Annotated in this window: 13 protein-coding genes and 3 tRNA genes; 12 read left to right on the plus strand and 4 right to left on the minus strand. The window is 64.5% G+C overall.

Annotated features, from left to right (window positions below):
• Positions 1-43: 43 nt before the first annotated feature.
• The 5 genes from dusB to KTR40_RS06465 all read left to right on the plus strand — a co-directional run bounded on the left by dusB (position 44) and on the right by KTR40_RS06465 (position 4,830).
• A complete protein-coding gene (gene dusB, locus KTR40_RS06445) occupies positions 44-1,222 on the plus strand; it encodes a tRNA dihydrouridine synthase DusB (protein WP_228405648.1) in 1,179 nt (392 codons plus the stop codon).
• Entirely contained in the window at positions 1,215-2,504 is a 1,290-nt protein-coding gene (locus tag KTR40_RS06450; RefSeq protein ID WP_228405649.1) for a deoxyguanosinetriphosphate triphosphohydrolase, read from the plus strand. Before dusB ends, KTR40_RS06450 begins: the two co-directional genes overlap by 8 nt.
• A 52-nt stretch (positions 2,505-2,556) precedes the next feature.
• Positions 2,557-4,485: a DNA primase gene (gene dnaG / locus KTR40_RS06455; RefSeq protein WP_228405650.1), complete on the plus strand. Its 1,929-nt coding sequence runs from the start codon at positions 2,557-2,559 to the stop codon at positions 4,483-4,485.
• Positions 4,486-4,556: 71 nt separating this feature from the next.
• A tRNA-Asn gene (locus tag KTR40_RS06460) sits at positions 4,557-4,629 on the plus strand.
• 125 nt (positions 4,630-4,754) lie between these two features.
• Positions 4,755-4,830 (plus strand) — tRNA-Asn (locus KTR40_RS06465).
• A 49-nt stretch (positions 4,831-4,879) separates the two neighbouring features.
• Here the strand turns inward: KTR40_RS06465 and KTR40_RS06470 are convergent.
• The 3 genes from KTR40_RS06470 to KTR40_RS06480 all read right to left on the minus strand — a co-directional run bounded on the left by KTR40_RS06470 (position 4,880) and on the right by KTR40_RS06480 (position 6,805).
• Positions 4,880-5,287 carry a hypothetical protein gene (locus tag KTR40_RS06470; RefSeq protein WP_139028652.1) on the minus strand — a complete coding sequence of 136 codons (408 nt, stop codon included), beginning with the start codon at positions 5,285-5,287 and terminating at the stop codon, positions 4,880-4,882.
• Positions 5,288-5,388: 101 nt separating this feature from the next.
• On the minus strand, positions 5,389-5,577 hold the full coding sequence (locus KTR40_RS06475; RefSeq protein WP_139028653.1) for a hypothetical protein: 189 nt from the start codon (positions 5,575-5,577) through the stop codon (positions 5,389-5,391).
• 4 nt (positions 5,578-5,581) lie between these two features.
• Positions 5,582-6,805, minus strand: a complete 1,224-nt coding sequence (locus KTR40_RS06480; RefSeq protein ID WP_228405652.1) for a multidrug effflux MFS transporter — start codon at positions 6,803-6,805, stop codon at positions 5,582-5,584.
• A gap of 176 nt (positions 6,806-6,981) precedes the next feature.
• Between KTR40_RS06480 and KTR40_RS06485 the strand changes: the two genes are divergently transcribed.
• From KTR40_RS06485 to KTR40_RS06515, 7 genes are all read left to right on the plus strand, one after another.
• On the plus strand, positions 6,982-7,833 hold the full coding sequence (locus tag KTR40_RS06485; protein WP_139028654.1) for a phage holin family protein: 852 nt from the start codon (positions 6,982-6,984) through the stop codon (positions 7,831-7,833).
• Between the two features lie 95 nt (positions 7,834-7,928).
• A complete protein-coding gene (locus KTR40_RS06490) occupies positions 7,929-8,552 on the plus strand; it encodes a CDP-alcohol phosphatidyltransferase family protein (RefSeq protein ID WP_139028655.1) in 624 nt (207 codons plus the stop codon).
• Complete coding sequence (locus KTR40_RS06495) at positions 8,552-9,460, plus strand: DMT family transporter (protein ID WP_228405653.1); 909 nt, start codon at positions 8,552-8,554, stop codon at positions 9,458-9,460. Before KTR40_RS06490 ends, KTR40_RS06495 begins: the two co-directional genes overlap by 1 nt.
• Before the next feature lie 148 nt (positions 9,461-9,608).
• Positions 9,609-10,805: a glycosyltransferase gene (locus tag KTR40_RS06500; protein WP_228405654.1), complete on the plus strand. Its 1,197-nt coding sequence runs from the start codon at positions 9,609-9,611 to the stop codon at positions 10,803-10,805.
• 72 nt (positions 10,806-10,877) lie between these two features.
• A tRNA-Ile gene (locus tag KTR40_RS06505) sits at positions 10,878-10,951 on the plus strand.
• A gap of 315 nt (positions 10,952-11,266) precedes the next feature.
• Positions 11,267-13,108 (plus strand): DUF262 domain-containing protein, encoded by a 1,842-nt coding sequence (locus KTR40_RS06510; protein WP_228405655.1) that lies wholly within the window; start codon positions 11,267-11,269, stop codon positions 13,106-13,108.
• On the plus strand, positions 13,105-15,453 hold the full coding sequence (locus tag KTR40_RS06515) for a DUF262 domain-containing protein (protein WP_228405656.1): 2,349 nt from the start codon (positions 13,105-13,107) through the stop codon (positions 15,451-15,453). Before KTR40_RS06510 ends, KTR40_RS06515 begins: the two co-directional genes overlap by 4 nt.
• Before the next feature lie 145 nt (positions 15,454-15,598).
• Here KTR40_RS06515 and KTR40_RS06520 read toward each other — a convergent pair whose 3' ends face one another.
• Positions 15,599-16,441, minus strand: coding sequence for a class I SAM-dependent methyltransferase (locus tag KTR40_RS06520; protein ID WP_228405657.1), 843 nt, complete (start codon positions 16,439-16,441; stop codon positions 15,599-15,601).
• Positions 16,442-16,573 lie beyond the last annotated feature (132 nt).

The following is a 16,573-nucleotide window of genomic DNA, read 5'->3' on the forward strand; positions in this document are numbered from 1 at the left end:
CAGCGCGGATTCCCGATTTGCCCGGCTTTGCAACAATAGACAGGTGACTGTTGCAGCAACTACTCCCGCCCCCAAGCTGGAACTCCCGCCCCTGAAGCTGGGTCCCATCACCGTGGACACGCCGGTGATCCTGGCACCCATGGCCGGGATCACCAACTCGGCGTTCCGCCGTTTGTGCCGGGAGTACGGCGGCGGCATGTACGTGGCAGAGATGGTCACCTCCCGCGCGCTGGTGGAGCGGACCCCTGAGTCCCTGCGGATCATTTCCCACGACGACGACGAAAAAGTCCGGTCCGTCCAGCTGTACGGCGTGGACCCGGTGACAGTAGGCGCCGCTGTGCGCATGCTCGTCGAGGAGGACCGCGCGGACCATATCGACCTCAACTTCGGCTGCCCCGTTCCCAAAGTCACCCGCCGCGGCGGCGGCTCGGCCCTGCCCTGGAAGATCGACCTCTTTACCTCGATCGTCCAGACCGCCGTCAAGGAAGCTTCCAAGGGCAATGTCCCGCTGACCATCAAGATGCGCAAGGGCATCGACGACGACCACCTCACGTACCTCGACGCCGGCCGCATTGCGCGCGATGCCGGCGTTGCCGCCGTCGCCCTCCACGGCAGGACGGCCGCGCAGTTCTACTCGGGACAGGCCGACTGGTCCGCCATCGCCCGCCTCCGCGAGGCGCTGCCGGATATCCCGGTGCTGGGCAACGGCGATATCTGGTCCGCGGAGGACGCGGTCCGGATGGTCCGCGAAACCGGCGTTGACGGGGTGGTGGTGGGCCGCGGCTGCCAGGGCAGGCCGTGGCTTTTCGGTGACCTGCAGGCAGCGTTCGAGGGAAGCGACACCCGGCACAGGCCCAACCTGGGCCAGGTTGCCCAGGGCGTCTACCGGCACGCGGAGCTGATGGTGGAGACCTTCGGCGATGAAGGCAAGGCGCTGCGGGAAATCCGCAAGCACATTGCCTGGTACTTCAAGGGTTACGTGGTGGGCGGCGAACTCCGCACGCGGATGGCGCTGGTGAACAGCCTCGAGGAACTGAGCGCCGCCCTGGCCGAGCTCGACGTCGACTCGCCCTACCCGGGCGGTGACGCGGAAGGTCCCCGCGGCCGCGCCGGGTCACCGAAGAAGCCCGCGCTGCCGAAGGACTGGCTGGAATCCCGGGCCCTTAATGCTGACCAGTCGCGGGACATTTCCGCGGCGGAACTGGACGTTTCCGGTGGCTGAGACCCGCACTGCCGCCCCGGTCCTGCCGGGGTATGACACGCACGATTCCGCCCGCTTGGTGGAGGAGCCGCCCAAGAACGTCTACCGCTCCGATTTTGAGCGGGACCGCGCCCGGGTGCTGCACTCCTCCGCGCTCCGCCGCCTTGGTGCCAAGACCCAGGTGGTGGCGCCGGACACGGACGACTTTGTCCGCACCCGCCTGACCCACAGCCTTGAGGTCGCGCAGGTGGGCCGGGAACTGGGACGGTCCCTGGGCTGCGACCCGGATGTCGTGGACACCGCCTGCCTCAGCCACGACCTCGGGCACCCGCCGTTCGGGCACAACGGCGAATCGGCCCTCAATGAGGTGGCCCACGCCATCGGCGGATTCGAGGGCAATGCCCAGACCCTGCGGCTGCTGACCCGGCTGGAACCCAAGGTGCTGACCCCGGACGGGCAGCCGGCGGGGTTGAACCTCACCCGCGCCAGCCTGGACGCGGCGGCAAAATACCCGTGGTCCGCGCTTGAAGCTCCGGTGATCCACGGCCAGCGGACCAGCAAGTTCGGAGCGTACGAGGACGACCTCCCCATCTTCAACTGGCTCCGGGAGGGCGCCCCCGAACGCCGGTCCTGCCTGGAAGCCCAGGTCATGGACCTGGCCGATGACATCTCCTACTCGGTGCACGACGTCGAGGACGCGATCGTGGCCGGGCATTTCCAGCTGCGCTGGATGGACAACCCGGACCACCGTGCCCGCGTGGTGGGGTACGCCAAGCAGTGGTACCTCCCGCACAATGATCCCGCCGCCATCGATGCCGCCCTGGCCCGGCTCGAGGCCACGGACGTCTGGGTCCGCGAGGCGGACGGCAGCCGCAAATCCATGGCTGCCCTGAAGAACATGACGAGCCAGCTGATCGGCCGGTTTTGCCAAAGTGCCCTGGAAACCACCCGCGCGGTTTACGGCCCGGAAAACCTCACCCGGTACAACGCCGAGCTGATGGTTCCGGACGAGACCGTCATGGAAATCGCCGTCATGAAGGGCCTGGCCACCACCTTCGTTATGACCACCGAGCACCGCCAGCCCATCTACGAGCGGCAGCGCGAGGTGCTCCACGCCCTGGTCACGGCGCTCAGCGCTACGGGTGACCGGCACCTGGAGCCGATGTTTGCCGCCGACTGGCGGGACGCGCCCGACGACGGCGCACGCCTCCGAGTGGTGATCGACCAGGTGGCCTCGCTGACCGACGGCTCCGCCCTGGCCATGTACGAACGCCTGGTGGGGAGCCTTCCGTCCCTGTGGTGACCCCGGTAACGTCCCCAACTTCAATGTCGTATCCGGGCACTAGGATGGCTCTGTGCCCGGGCTGATCAAACGCGAAGATATCGACGAAGTACGCCAGCGCACGGACATCAAGGAAGTGGTTGACGGCTACGTCACGCTCAAGGGCGCCGGGCTTGGCACCTTCAAGGGCCTGTGCCCCTTCCACGACGAACGTTCCCCCTCCTTCACCGTCCGGCCGCAGGTGGGCCGCTACCACTGCTTCGGCTGCGGCGAGGACGGCGACGTCATCGCGTTCGTGCAGAAACAGGACCGCAGCTCCTTCCAGGAAGCCGTCGAAAAGCTGGCAGCCCGGATCGGCTACGAGCTGCGGTACGAGGACGGCGGCACGGGCCCCAACCGTGAGGAAGTGGGCCGGCGGCAGCGGCTGCTGGATGCCCACAAGATCGCCGACGAGTTCTTCCGCGCCCAGCTCCTGACGCCGGGAGCCGCCGAGGGAAGGACTTTCCTGCACGGCCGTGGCTTCGACCGGGCTGCAGCCGAGCATTTCGGGGTTGGCTATGCCCCGCAGGGCTGGGATGCCCTGCTCAAGCACCTCCGGGGCCGCGGCTTCACGGACGCCGAGCTCAAACTGACGGGCATGTTCTCCGAAGGCAACCGGGGCATCTACGACCGGTTCCGCGGCCGCCTCATCTGGCCCATCAAGGACATCGCCGGGGACACCATCGGCTTCGGCGCACGCAAGCTCTACGAGGACGACCAAGGCCCCAAGTACCTCAATACGCCCGAAACCACCCTGTACAAGAAGTCCCAGGTGCTTTACGGGATCGACCTCGCCAAACGCAGCATCGCCAAGGACCGCCAGCTGGTGGTGGTGGAGGGCTATACCGACGTGATGGCGTGCCACCTTGCGGGAATTACGACGGCGGTGGCCACCTGCGGCACCGCGTTCGGTACCGAGCACATCAAGATCGCCCGCCGCCTGCTGTCCGACGACGGCACCGGGGGAGAGGTCGTCTTCACCTTCGACGGCGACGCCGCAGGGCAGAAGGCCGCACTGCGCGCCTTCGAGGAGGACCAGCGGTTCACCGCCCAGACGTACGTGGCCGTGGAGCCCTCCGGCGCCGATCCCTGCGACCTGCGCCAAAGCAGGGGCGACGAAGCCGTGCACGCCCTGGTCCAGTCCCGCCGGCCGCTGTTCGAGTTTGCCATCCGCACCACCCTGAAGCAGTTCAACCTGGACACGGTGGAGGGCCGGGTACAGGGGCTGAAGGCCTCCGTCCCAGTGGTGGCGGCCATCCGCGACGCGTCCACCCGGACAGGCTACTGCCAGGCGCTGACCGGCTGGCTGGGCATGCCCGACCCCAACGAGGTGCTGCGGCTGGTCAACGCCGAAGTGAAAAACGCCGCGAAGCGCGGCGACCCGGGCGGGGCTCCCGGCCCCGCTGCGCGGACTGCCGCAAGCACCGCCCCACCCGGCGGACCCGGTGTTGCTGCAGGGCCGCCGTCGGGCGCCGTTCCTTCCTACCACCGGCCGGACCCCCGGGACCCGGTGGCGTCCATGGAGCGGCAGGCGCTCGAGGTGGCACTGCAGGAACCGTCGCTTCTTGCCGGCGGGATCTGGGAGCGTTTCTCGGCCGCCCGGTTCGTCACGCCTGCCTTCCAGGCCGTCCACGACGCCATGCGTGCCACGGACCCTGCCCTGACCGGGGACCCCGTCCGGTGGGTGGAGCAGGTGATGCACGAGGTCCCCGAACCGCTGCGGCCCCTGGTGTCCGAACTGGCCGTGGTGCCGTTGCCCGCGAGCACAGAGGAAGCCGTCCGGAAGTATTGCCGCGACATCCTGTCACGGCTGTTCGAGCTTCAGATCACGCGCGTCAAGGCGGACAAGATGGGCCAGCTTCAGCGGCTTGACCCTGCAGCGGACCCCGAAACGTACCAGCGACTCAACCGGGAACTGATGATGCTGGAAATGGAACGCCGCTCGCTTCGGGCGGAAACGTAGCCCTGGCACCCCGGCCGTTTGCTCGATTTCGTTTCCAGCGCGGGTCTTTGCTAGGCTAATACCCGCTTCATTCCTCCTTAGCTCAATTGGCAGAGCATTCGACTGTTAATCGAAGGGTTGCTGGTTCAAGTCCAGCAGGAGGAGCGCACAATCCCCGTTCCGGGCCTCCGGAACGGGGATTTTTTATGCCCCGGGACGCGGTCCCGGGCGGGCGGCAACGCCGATTTCGCATTGGCCGGAAACCTTTGCTAATGTCATACCTGCTTCATTCCTCCTTAGCTCAATTGGCAGAGCATTCGACTGTTAATCGAAGGGTTGCTGGTTCAAGTCCAGCAGGAGGAGCCAGCCGAAAAATCCCCGTTCCTCCTGTGGAGGGACGGGGATTTTTGTCGTCCTAGACGAAGTCCATTTCCACCTGCAGGAAGCGTTCCGCTTCGGCAATGGCGGCAATGAACGCCTCCTGCTCGGTAGGTGACTTCCGTGGCTGCCGCGGGTTCCACTCATGGGGTGCCGAGTGGATCCGGACGAAGCCGGTGTCCGGCGGGGCGTAAAAGATCCCGAAGCGCTGCACGGGCCATTCGGGGGAGGTTTCCGGGGCCACCAACAGCGCCGCCTTGAAGGCCGGGTTGTACCACTGGGCGATGGGACGGCGGCGGTCCTCAGTGAACAGGCCCGCGGCGTAGAGGGCCGCCGACTGGCTGCCGCTCTGGGCGCACAACCGGTCCCACCACAGTGGCAGTATCCGGTTATCGCACCGTTGCCACGTGGCCGGAAGCGGGGGTTGATCCTGCCAGTTGGGCACGGACAACATTTTATCGCGGCAGCGGGGTTCGGCGGCAGATGCCGGGCCCCGGCGAATCCCCCGGATTCGGCGCACAGGCGGTGGCTCCGGGTGCGGAAAGGCTACGGACGGTTCCAGGGCCCGGGGTTGACGCGGTACAGCAGGGCGGACCCGGCCACCATCCCCAGCACAATGCCCATGGCGGGATTCCCCAGCGCGCGGCCGGCGAAATAGCCTGCGACGGCGCCAAGCACCGCCCCGAGGAACAGTCCCCGGGGGTTGCGGTGCGGCTTTCGTCCGGCGTTCTTCATGGCGTCAGTGGATCGATGGAACGGTGCGCGGCCGCACCACCAGCCATAGCGCCGCGATGGCCAGCAGGATGCACACCGCCTGCACCGCGCCCATGGGAGCGGCACTGGTGATGCCCAGCCAGCCAACCACGGGGGAGATGAGGCCGGCCATCATGAAGGTCGAGAACCCCAGCAGGGAGGCAGCAGTGCCCGCCTGGGCAGCATGGCCGGCCAGGGCGAGCACCTGCACGCAGGGGAACATAAAGCCCGTGCCCATGATGTAGAACCACAGCGGAACCATGACTCCCCAGAGGCCAAACCCCAGCTGGTCGAACACCACGATCAGCATGGCCATCACGAACATCCAGGCGGTGGCACCGGCGAGGATCCACTGCGGCGGCACCCGCCGGATGAGGCGGGAACTCGTTTGGATTCCGGCCACGATGCCCAGTGAATTGATGCCAAAGAGCAGGCCGTACTGCTGGGGCGAGAAGCCAAAGATGTCCTGGAACAGGAACGGCGAGGCCGAAAGATACGTGAACAGCCCGCCGAAGTTCAGGCCGGCCACCAGCAGCAGCCCAACAAAGACGCGGTCTCCGAAAAGGATCCGGTAACGCTGGCGGACAGTCATGCCGCCCTGCCGGCGGTTTTCCGGCGGAAGAGTCTCGCGCACCAGGAACAGCGAGGCGATGATCACCAGGGTGCCGTAGGCGGCAAGGAATACGAAGATCCCGGGCCACGGCATCACCAGGAGCAGTTGCGAGCCGATCACGGGTGCCAGGATCGGCGCCAGGCCGTTGACCAAGGACATGCGGGAAAACATCTTGACCATCGCGTAGCCGGAGAACAGATCCCGGACCATGGCCATGGCCACCACACCGCCGCCGGCAGCCCCGACGCCCATGAGGACCCGGAAAATGCCGAGGGCGGTGATGTCCGCGGACAGGGCGGCCCCCAAGGACGCCGCGATGTGCAGCGCCGTGGCCAGGATGAGGGGCGTCCTGCGGCCGAACTTGTCGCTGAACGGGCCCACCACGAGCTGGCCGATCGCAAAGCCCACGGTGGTCCCCGCCAGGGTCAGCTGGACCTGCGCCTCGGTCACCCCCAGGCTCGCCTCCAGGGCGGGGAACGCAGGCAGGTAGAGGTCGATCGTGAACGGGCCCAGTGCCGTCAGGGCGCCGAGGAGGAGGATGTACAGGAGTTTCCGGCGACGGCTTAGCAGGTCGCCCGGATTGCTGGGGATGGTCACGGAGATCAATCCTAGGCCCGCAGAGACTAACTTTGCAGCGTTGTAGGTACTGCCGCCCGGCAAGCCCCGAAGTTCGTCCTTAACCTGAATGATAGTTTTGGTGCGGGGACTGTGCGGCTGCACTTTCCCGCAGCACACGGAAGCCGATTCGACCCATAACCAGTAAGGCGGAACCGATGAGCGGACGTCACAGCGGGCGTACCAGCCAGGGATTGCGCATCACTGCGCTTCCCAGGACGCTAAAACTCCTTTTCCGGTTGGCGCCGCGCCAGCTCAATGACGAAATCGCCTTCGCGAAGATCGAGCTCAAGCGCAAGGGAATCCAGGTTGGAGTAGCCGCTGCGTTCTTTGCCGTAGCCCTGGTGTTCCTGATGTTCCTGGTGGTGGGCCTCATCGTGGCGGCCATCATGGGGCTTGCAACCATCATGCCCGCCTGGCTGGCCGCGCTCCTGGTGTCGGCGGCCTTCCTGCTGATCGCACTTATCGGCGGCCTGATCGGCGCGCGGAAGTTCAAGAAGGCCATGCCGCTCATGCCGGAGGAGACCATCCGCGGCATCAAGCACGATATCGGTGTTGCCAAGGAAGGTTCAGCCTTCAACGCCGCAGTCCTGGACCCCCAGAGTCCGGAAGCCAAGGCCGCCAAAGCCGCGAAGGATGAAGCCGCCGCAAAGGCCAAGGCTGAGAAGGCGGCGAAGGCGGCCGAGCACGACAAGGAATTTCCGCACGCATCCGAGCCGGAGCTGGTCCGCCGCCTTGGCCAGCGCCGCCACCACCTCACCGAAGTGCGCGACGAACTCGGCACGGAGCTCGACGTCAAGACCCAGGCCCGCTACCTGCTGGCCTCCGCCCAGGACAAACTGCGCGAAGGGCAGGCCCTGGCCAGCCACGGCCGGGACGTTGCGGGGCAGAAGTTCGCAGCCCTGTCCGGATCCGCTGACCTCGACAAGCGCTGGAAGCCGCTGGCGGCCTTCATCGCCGCAGGGACGGTCTTCCTGGTGCTGGTCCGTAAGCTCCTGCGAACGTATTAGGGCAGGGTGCCGGGCCCGTCCCGGAAACCAACAGAAGGTCCACGGCTGGAACGGCAAGGCGCCCGCAGGGGCGGCAGGAAGGAAAGGGGCACGGGGTGAAGTTCATTGGTGCCGGCGCCCGACCTGGACGCCCCCAGGTGGACCATGACCTGGTGTTCACCATTCCCAACCTGCTCACCGTGGTGCGCTTCATGGGGGTCCCGCTCTTCATCTGGCTTGTCCTGGCGCAGAAGGAATACGGTGCGGGGGTAGTGGTCCTGGCGGTCATGGCCGGCACCGACTGGATCGATGGCTACATCGCCCGCCGCTTCGACCAGGCCTCCAGGCTGGGCCGGGTCCTGGACCCGATCGCGGACCGCCTCGCCATGATTGCCGTTGCTGTCACGCTGGTGATCGCCGGCGTCGTCCACTGGCTCTACCTGGCCGCGCTGGTGGTCCCGGACGCGGTCCTGCTGGCCCTGACGCTGTCCTTCTTCCGGGGCCACCCGGACCTCCCGGTCAGCGTGGTGGGCAAGGTGCGCACCGGACTGCTGCTGCTGGGGACGCCGATGCTGGTCCTTTCACGGCTGGACACAGGATTCTCGGCCGAGCTGTTCGTGGCCGCCTGGATAGTGCTCGGGCTTGGCCTGGTTGGTCATTGGGTTGCTGCCTACAACTATTTCTGGGCCATCCTGCGTAAGGGCCGGCTGCAGGCACAACACGACGACGGGACCACCTGATGGTGTGGCTGGCAGTTGTGCTTGCACTGCTTGGCGCCTTCTGCCTGGCCCTCGGTGCCCAACGCCAGGGGAGCGCCGTCAAAGCGGACACCGGCGGCCTCGCCCTGAGCTCCAACGGCTTCCTGCGCCTGCTGCGGAACCCCCGCTGGGTGTTCGGCCTCCTGCTGCTGTGCACCGGCATGGCCATGAACGCGGTGGCGCTCGTGTCCGCCCCGCTCACGGTTGTGCAGCCCATCGGTGCCATCGCGCTGGTCATCACCACCATCATCAATGCAAAGGACCAGGACCTCACCATCAATCGGGCAACGGTGGTGGCCATTGGTGCCTGCGTGACCGGCTCTGCGCTCTTCGTCCTGCTGGCAGTCAACGTCACACAGGAAAACCACCACGTGAGCCTGGAAGACGAGCTCACCATCGTGCTGCTGCTGGCCCTTGCCGTGGGGCTCTTCGGCACCCTCGCCGCCATGTTCAGGCACCGGATGAATGCGTTCGTCTACATCCTGGGTGCCGGGGTCCTCTTTGGGTTCGTGGCAGTCCTCACCCGGATCATCGGCAAGCACCTGCTGGATCCCAACGGGCTGTTCCTGCTGAATGTGCAGTGGTACACCGTCGTGGCCCTCCTCGCAGCGGGGGGACTGGGGTCCTGGTTCGTCCAAAACGCCTACTCCACCGGTCCGCCGGACCTGGTGATCGCAGGGCTGACGGTGATCGACCCCATCGTGGGCATTGCCATCGGCATTGTGATCCTCGGGGAACTGCGTCCGGATGTCCACGCCGTGATGGCCATTGCCATGGGAACTGCGGCCTCCCTTGCTATCGTTGGGGTAATCGCCCTGTCCAGGCACCACCCCGAGGTCACGAAGCGCAAGAAGGACGCGCGGAAGGCCGTGGGCCGGGCGGCACGCTAGCCCCGCTGTCCACCGAATACTGTCCAGCACACTCCATCCAAGATCCCGTCAAGCCAAAATTCACCACGAGGCCAGGCGCCACCGGCGCAGCGGCCAGCCGTGCTGCCAGTTCATGCTGTCTGCACCGTGACCATCAGGAGCTCTCCACGTGACCACGCCCGCCGACCAGCGTCCCCTGACCATCCTGATCGCCGCGGACACATATCCGCCCCACATCAACGGAGCAGCCCAGTTCGGCTACCGCCTGGCCAAGGGAATGACCGGCCGGGGACACAACGTGCACGTCCTGGCCTGTCGCGCGGACAACGGGAAGAGCTTCACCGAGTTCCGCCCGGAAGGAACGGTCCACAGGCTCCGCTCCCATGGCGTTCCCACCCACGAATACTTCCGGATCTGCTTTCCTTGGGAAATCAAGAAGGAAATCAGCCTTCTTTTCGACCGCGTGCAGCCGGACGTGGTGCACATCCAGAGCCACTACATGATCGGCGAGCACGTCCTGTACGAGGCAGTGAAGCGCGGCGTACGGATCGTTGCCACCAACCACTTCATGCCGGAAAACCTGAACCCGTTCCTGCCGTTTCCGCAGTGGTTCAAGGACATCATCGGACGTATTTCGTGGAAGGACATGGGCAAGGTCATGGGCAAGGCGGATGTGGTCACCACACCCACGCCCCTTGCAGCCAAGGCTATGCACCAGCACGCCTTCCTTCGCAAGGTGTTGCCGCTGTCCAACGGCATCGACTCCGCCGCGTATGAGTTGCAGCCCGGGGAGCAGATCGACCCGCATCCGTACCCGACGGTGATGTTCGCCGGCCGGCTGGCCGAGGAGAAGCACGTGGATGTGCTGATCGAGGCCATCAGCAAGACCCCGCCGGAGCTGAACGTGCACCTGGAAATTGTTGGCGGCGGCGAGGTGCGCTCCGAACTGGAGCAGCTTGTCCATCGGCTGGACCTGGGTGACCGGGTCAAGTTCCTCGGGCTTGCCACCGACGAGGAGCTGCGGAAGGCCTATATCCAGGCCGACCTGTTCTGCATGCCGGGAACAGCCGAGCTGCAGTCGCTGGTCACGCTGGAGGCGATGTCCGCGTCCACTCCGGTGGTGCTGGCGGATGCCATGGCACTGCCGCACCTGGTGCGCGACGGCGAGAACGGGTACCTCTTTACCCCCAATGACAGCGATGACCTCGCCAAGAAGATCACGCGGATCCTGGAGTTGCCTGCCGCTGAGCGCGCCGCCATGGGCCAAGCCAGCCGGCAGATGGTGGAGCCACACAGCATCCAGGGAACGCTGCAGACCTTTGAGGACCTGTACCGGGGCGCGCGGTTCGAGGACAAAGTGGTCTGAACGCTTTCCGGGGTTTGCTAGAGTGTTTTTGCCCTGCCACCGTGCGCGTATCACGGGAGGTCCGGGGCGCTAGGGGCTATAGCTCAGCTGGTTAGAGCGCGGGACTCATAATCCTAAGGTCCTCGGTTCAAGTCCGAGTAGCCCTACCCGGAAAGAGCCCCTGAACTGCGGAAACGCAGATCAGGGGCTCTTTGCTTTTGAAGTTCTGAGGTAGGCATCCACCGGAAACCCACCGGATTCACTCCATGCGCTGGCCGAACGCCTCCAGCAGAGTCGTGTTGTCCGGTGCCTCGTGGGTCTTCTGGACGTAGTGCTTAGACGTTGCATTGGGGTCGCTTGCCGATCTTATGCAACAGATGTGCGCGGGGTTCAGTCATGACGCATGCGCTGCGCCCCGCCATCGGCACCCACGTCATCGCAATCTACCAATCTGTTGGAGCATCCCACTACAGTCTTATCTCATGGGGAAACACGCTGACCAACCAGCTCGATCAGAGGCGACGATTGAGCCCCGGCTCGTGATGAAGGGCGACGGCGCCAAGCCGTTCATCCAGGGCGAGTTTTTCGTCGCCGCGTACCAGCGCGGCTACCGGTGGGGACGCGAGGAAGTGCGCCAACTTCTGGAGGACATCAAGGCCCACAAGGGCAAAGCCGGCAGGGGAGAGCCCACCGATTACTACCTCCAGCCGATCGTCGTGTTGAAGCGCGATGGTGGGAGCTGGGAGCTCGTCGACGGCCAGCAGCGCCTAACAACTCTGTTCCTGATCACGAAGTATGTCGCCAAGAAGATCGCCGCCTCCAAGTTGGACTACCTGCTCACCTATGAAACCCGACCAGGTAGTCGCGACTTCCTGGAGACTCTCGACTTCTCGCGCCGTGACGAGAACATCGATTTCTACCACATCGCCCAGGCGTACGAGGTTATCGGAGAGTGGTTCGACGAACAGCCGGACGCCAGACAGGCCGCCATCGATCTTCACACGGCGCTTGTTAACTGGGTGTACGTCATCTGGTACGAGGCGCCGCCGGGCACCGACGCCTCCGCACTCTTTACGCGCCTGAACCGTGATCATATCCCGCTCACGGACTCCGAGTTGATCAAGGCTTTGGTGCTATCAAATAGCGGCGCAGCCGGCGGCAAGTCGGGGCGGCAACAGGAGATCGCTGCCCAATGGGACAGGTTCGAGAGGGATCTCCGTGATCCGCAGTTCTGGGCCTTCCTCACGCGCTCATCCACCGAAAGGTCGACCCACATCGACTTCCTCTTCGAGTCCATGACGCCAAAGGCGGGCCTCCGTGAACGGCCCCGCTACTGGACCTTCAGCAAAGTCCAAGAGGACATTGAGCGAGTCTCGAAGGACATTGCGCGGCGCACTGCCGAGATGAGGAATGGTCGGTCGACAGCGACGGCCGCCTTCTGGCGCGACGTCGTCGAGCGCCACGGACTGCTGACTGGGTGGTTCCAAGACCGATGTCTCTACCACCGGATCGGCTACCTCATCCAGATTGGCGACTCGATCCAGGACCTCATCGACTTGTCGAGGTCTCAGACCCACTCGACCTTCCGCGAGGCGTTGGTGGACCGCACCCGCCAGCGCCTTGATCTCACTGCTAACAAGGTCTCGCTCCTGCGCTACGGCAAGGACAACAGCAAGTGCACCCACGTCCTGCTCCTCATGAATGTCGAGACCGTGCTCGGCAGCAGCGTTATCGGGAGCCGCTTCTCGTTCCACGCCTACGTCGATAACTGGTCGCTGGAACACATCCACGCTCAGAACTCGGAAGCGTTCGAGAAGGAGGCCGAGCGACGAGACTGGCTCCGGACACACAAGAAGAAGATCGAAGAGTCTGACTGGCCGCCGGATCAGCGGGCCGACGTGGAGGAGATCATCGACAAGATCAACGCCCATCTGGCCATGGCCGACGGTAAGACCGATGAGCGGAGTTTCGACTGGATCTTCCGCCGTGTCCTAGCACTATTCAGTGCTCCGGGCACTGACACCACAGATGAAGACATGCACGGACTAGGCAACCTGGCACTGCTGCAAAGGGACCTCAACAGCAAGTTGAACAACGCGGTCTTCGCATTGAAACGTGAACAAGTCATAGCTTTGGACCAGGACGGGGCCTACATCCTGCCCTGCACACGAAACGTCTTCCTGAAGTACTACACGGCGGCAGCCGACCAGCAGATCTCCTTGTGGGGTCCCCAAGACTTAGACAATTACCGCACTGCATTGATCGCTAAGGTCGAGCCGTTCTTGCTTGCCAACAGCTCTCCCACCGACAAGGTTCACGCATGAAGGGTTACCCCACCACGTTCCTCGGCCTATTCGACGAACCCGCCGGAGACCGTCCCCGCATCACTGAGATCGAGATCCCGATCATCCAGCGTGACTTCGCGCAGGGCCGAGCTGAGGAAGAGGTCAGCCTACTCCGGGACCGCTTCCTCGACAAGGTCATCGAAGCCGCCACGACTGACAGGCACATGGGTCTCGACTTCGTGTACGGCGACGTTCGAGACGGAGTCCTGCAGCCACTCGACGGTCAACAACGCCTCACTACCCTGTTCTTGTTGCATTGGTACGTCGCTTCGCGCGCAGACAAACTCCACCCGGCCGCCCCTTGGCTGTGCTTCTCCTACGCGACGCGGCCGACAGCCCGGGACTTCACCGAGACGATCGCCAAGAACCCGTATCCAGGCGGGCCGGCCTCTCCATCGGACTGGATCAGCGACCAGCCGTGGTACGTCTACCCGTGGCGCCACGACCCGACCATCGCGTCGATGCTCGTCGTCCTCGACGGGATCCATCGACGGCTCGACCCGCACGCCGACGAAATCGACGCCGTGTGGGACCGGCTCGCAGCTCTCCCCGCAGACGTCCAAAACAGTGCCATCTGGTTCCTGTTCCTCCCCGTCGTCGATATCGCCCACGGGGAAGACCTCTATATCAAGATGAACTCGCGCGGGAAGCCACTGACGACGTTTGAGGTCTTCAAGGCGGACTTCGAAAGCATCATCAAGTCAGCCGAGCCCGACCGGCACCAGCACCTCGTCGAGAGCATCGACGGAGTGTGGGCCGACCTGCTCTGGGAGTACGAGAAGCGAGCGGCGAGCGACTACAAGATCGACGACGAGTTTGAGCGGTACCTCACCTTCATCATCGAAATCTGCGAGTGGCGCGACGGGAAGTCCGACCGAAAGTGGCACGACAAGCAGGCACGAAGGCTTTGGCCGATCGAGGAACGAGCCCGACTCGCCCTCGCCGACCCCGACAACGAACATGCCGATCGGAATCGAGACTTCTTCTTCCACGCGTTCGACACGTGGGTTGGTGCGGATCCCGTCACCCATATCAGAGTTCCTCTCGACCCGAGCGCCGAGTTCAGCAGGCTGTTCACCGCCGGCGGCGCCGGGGAAGGATCGATTCCGCTCTTCTCCACAACTCCTGACCTGTTCGGTGGCTGCATAGTCCGGTACGGGTCCGACTTCACGGCACAAGAGACGCTGCTCCTCTTCGGAGTCCTGCTCGCGCGACAGGCCGGCGACACGATCAGTCAGGACGAGATCGCCAAGCGCCTGCGTTCTCTACGCAATGTCACTGCCGCCTTCCTCGACTCCAAGCGCATGCCTGCCTACGTCGCACAGACCGAGAAGCTGATCGTTCACGGCGAACTGGAGGATTCAGGGGCCTTCCGAAGCGACTGGGTCGCTGATGAGGTCCTCAAGTGGTCCTTTCTGGACGAGCACCCAGAAGCCATTGACGCCGTGCATCAACTCGAAGACCACCCACTGGTTCGGGGACGCATCATGGCGTTCGTGCTCGATGCAGCCACGCTGGAAGCACGGGCTGAAGCATTCGCAGACGTGAGCCGACCGGAACTGCGCGACCTGCTCGGCGCCGCGCTGCTCACGAAAGGGGACTACTCACGCGATGTTGGCTGGAAGGGAACGCGTCGCCAGCTCGGAAATTCCCAGAAGGACGACTCCTGGACTGACATGCTCACCACGGGGTCTCGGGCGAATCTCGCGAACATCCGCGAGCCGCTGATGGCTCTGTTGGACAACGTCGCCACGCGGGCGGCGACCGGCAGGAACCAGCCGGGCGACGCCCTCGATGCGATCCGCGCCCAGTGGCTCGCTGAACGCGAGTCCCGCAACTTCTACGACTGGCGCTACTACCTCGTCCGCTACTCCGGCGCCCGCAGCTCAAAGGGTGATGGCTACTACCACGGCACCTACGACACGACGATCGGCGGGTTCGCTTATCAGCGCCTCCGGATGCTTCACGGCAGCGACTACACCGCCTATTTCAGCGACGCACTGCTACATGCGGCCTGGATAGACGGCTCGCTTGGTTCTTATGCCGAGAAACCAAGTTGGTGGCGCCGCGACGACCCAGGCCTCACGCTCAAGAAGTCCCGCATCGAGATTCGCTGTGATGACGACTCCTTCGAACTCGTCCTTCCAGACGACCGTGAGACCGTCGAGACCAAGGTCGCCAAGGCCTTGACGGCGTTCGATTCTAATGACCAGTTGCGGGTTCTGGTCCAGCAGAATCCCCAAGGCGGCCGGCTAGCGGATAGCGAGGACCGAATACAGCTCTGCGTGCGACTGGTGCGCGCCTTAGCAGATGAGGGCCTCTGACGGTCATTGCAGGACGCCCCAGCCGAGCGTTTGCGTCCTTCGCTCCAAAATGGCGCACCGTGACGGAGATACCGGCGGCGGGAGATGGGTGTAACCCCAACCGTAAGCCCTAGGGTCTACGGCGATGAGGGCTCCGATGTCCGGTTCATGGCGCGGCCCTCATCGAGTTGGACTCCGCGCGGATGCGCTCCGCAGAGTTCTCTCTCACATTACGAAGAGTCCACTCGTGCCCGTCGACAATGATCATCGCGAGTCGGGCGATGCGCTCTACTTGGGCGCGCTGCTCGGCCGTCATCTCGACCGCAGTGTCGAGGAAGACCCAGTCGAACTGGCCCGCGGAGAACGTGTTGGCGGTGAGTGCATCGCGGAAATCGACCGGGTAGATTGCTGCGGCCTCCGGGTGCTTGCGGATCAGGAGGTTAAGCATCGCCTGACTGGAGTCAATGCCCGCGTAGCGGTCAGCACTTGCGAGCCCAAGATCGAGCACTCGACCGGTGCCGCAGCCGATGTCGAGAACGTGGGGCGGGTGCTTTCCCCGAACACCATCGAGGAGCCGCTTGACACGGTTCGACTCCCCGGAGCCGATGGGGTGCTCGGCGTCCCAGATAGTGGCGACCGCGTCGTACGGCGACTCGATGTCGCTGACCGTGGAGGGTGCGTTCTGGATTCCGTAGAACAGCCGAGTGGTTGCGCGGTTGACCAGCGTGGTGTCGGTGAAGTGGTTGTCCTCGGTCCACCAGCGGTACTTCCCGTCGGGGCTTAGGAGATAGATCTTGGTCAGCGAGTAGTACTTGCCCGGCTGCCCGAAGGTGTGGATCACGCGCGCCGCGCGAACCATGTCCTCGTGGGTCACGCCCGAGGTGCGCCCTTCGATGATGTAGTGGTGGGGTGCCGTCTCGGCATAGGTCTTAGCGAACGTCCACTCCCGGGAGGCTGCAAACTCCAGCCACCAATCCAGGTCCTGCTGGGTAATCCGGCCCTCAGCCATCTGTCTTCTCCTAGTTACGTGCGTCCGGTCTCGTAAGATCAGGATGCACGGCACCTCTGACAAAACCGCTGCTCAACGTCGTTGGAGGGTGTGGCGACGTTGGCGCGCTGGTGACTGAGGCACCGATAGATG

The sequence above is a fragment of the Pseudarthrobacter sp. L1SW genome, from assembly GCF_020809045.1.
Lineage (GTDB): Bacteria > Actinomycetota > Actinomycetes > Actinomycetales > Micrococcaceae > Arthrobacter.

Excerpts from the sequence above, each read along its gene's own strand:
- KTR40_RS06520 (WP_228405657.1), bottom strand. The coding sequence starts at position 16,441 with ATGGCTGAGGGCCGGATTACCCAGCAGGACCTGGATTGGTGGCTGGAG.
- KTR40_RS06475 (WP_139028653.1), bottom strand. The coding sequence starts at position 5,577 with ATGAAGAACGCCGGACGAAAGCCGCACCGCAACCCCCGGGGACTGTTC.
- KTR40_RS06485 (WP_139028654.1), top strand. The coding sequence starts at position 6,982 with ATGAGCGGACGTCACAGCGGGCGTACCAGCCAGGGATTGCGCATCACT.
- KTR40_RS06495 (WP_228405653.1), top strand. The coding sequence starts at position 8,552 with ATGGTGTGGCTGGCAGTTGTGCTTGCACTGCTTGGCGCCTTCTGCCTG.
- KTR40_RS06510 (WP_228405655.1), top strand. The coding sequence starts at position 11,267 with ATGGGGAAACACGCTGACCAACCAGCTCGATCAGAGGCGACGATTGAG.
- KTR40_RS06515 (WP_228405656.1), top strand. The coding sequence starts at position 13,105 with ATGAAGGGTTACCCCACCACGTTCCTCGGCCTATTCGACGAACCCGCC.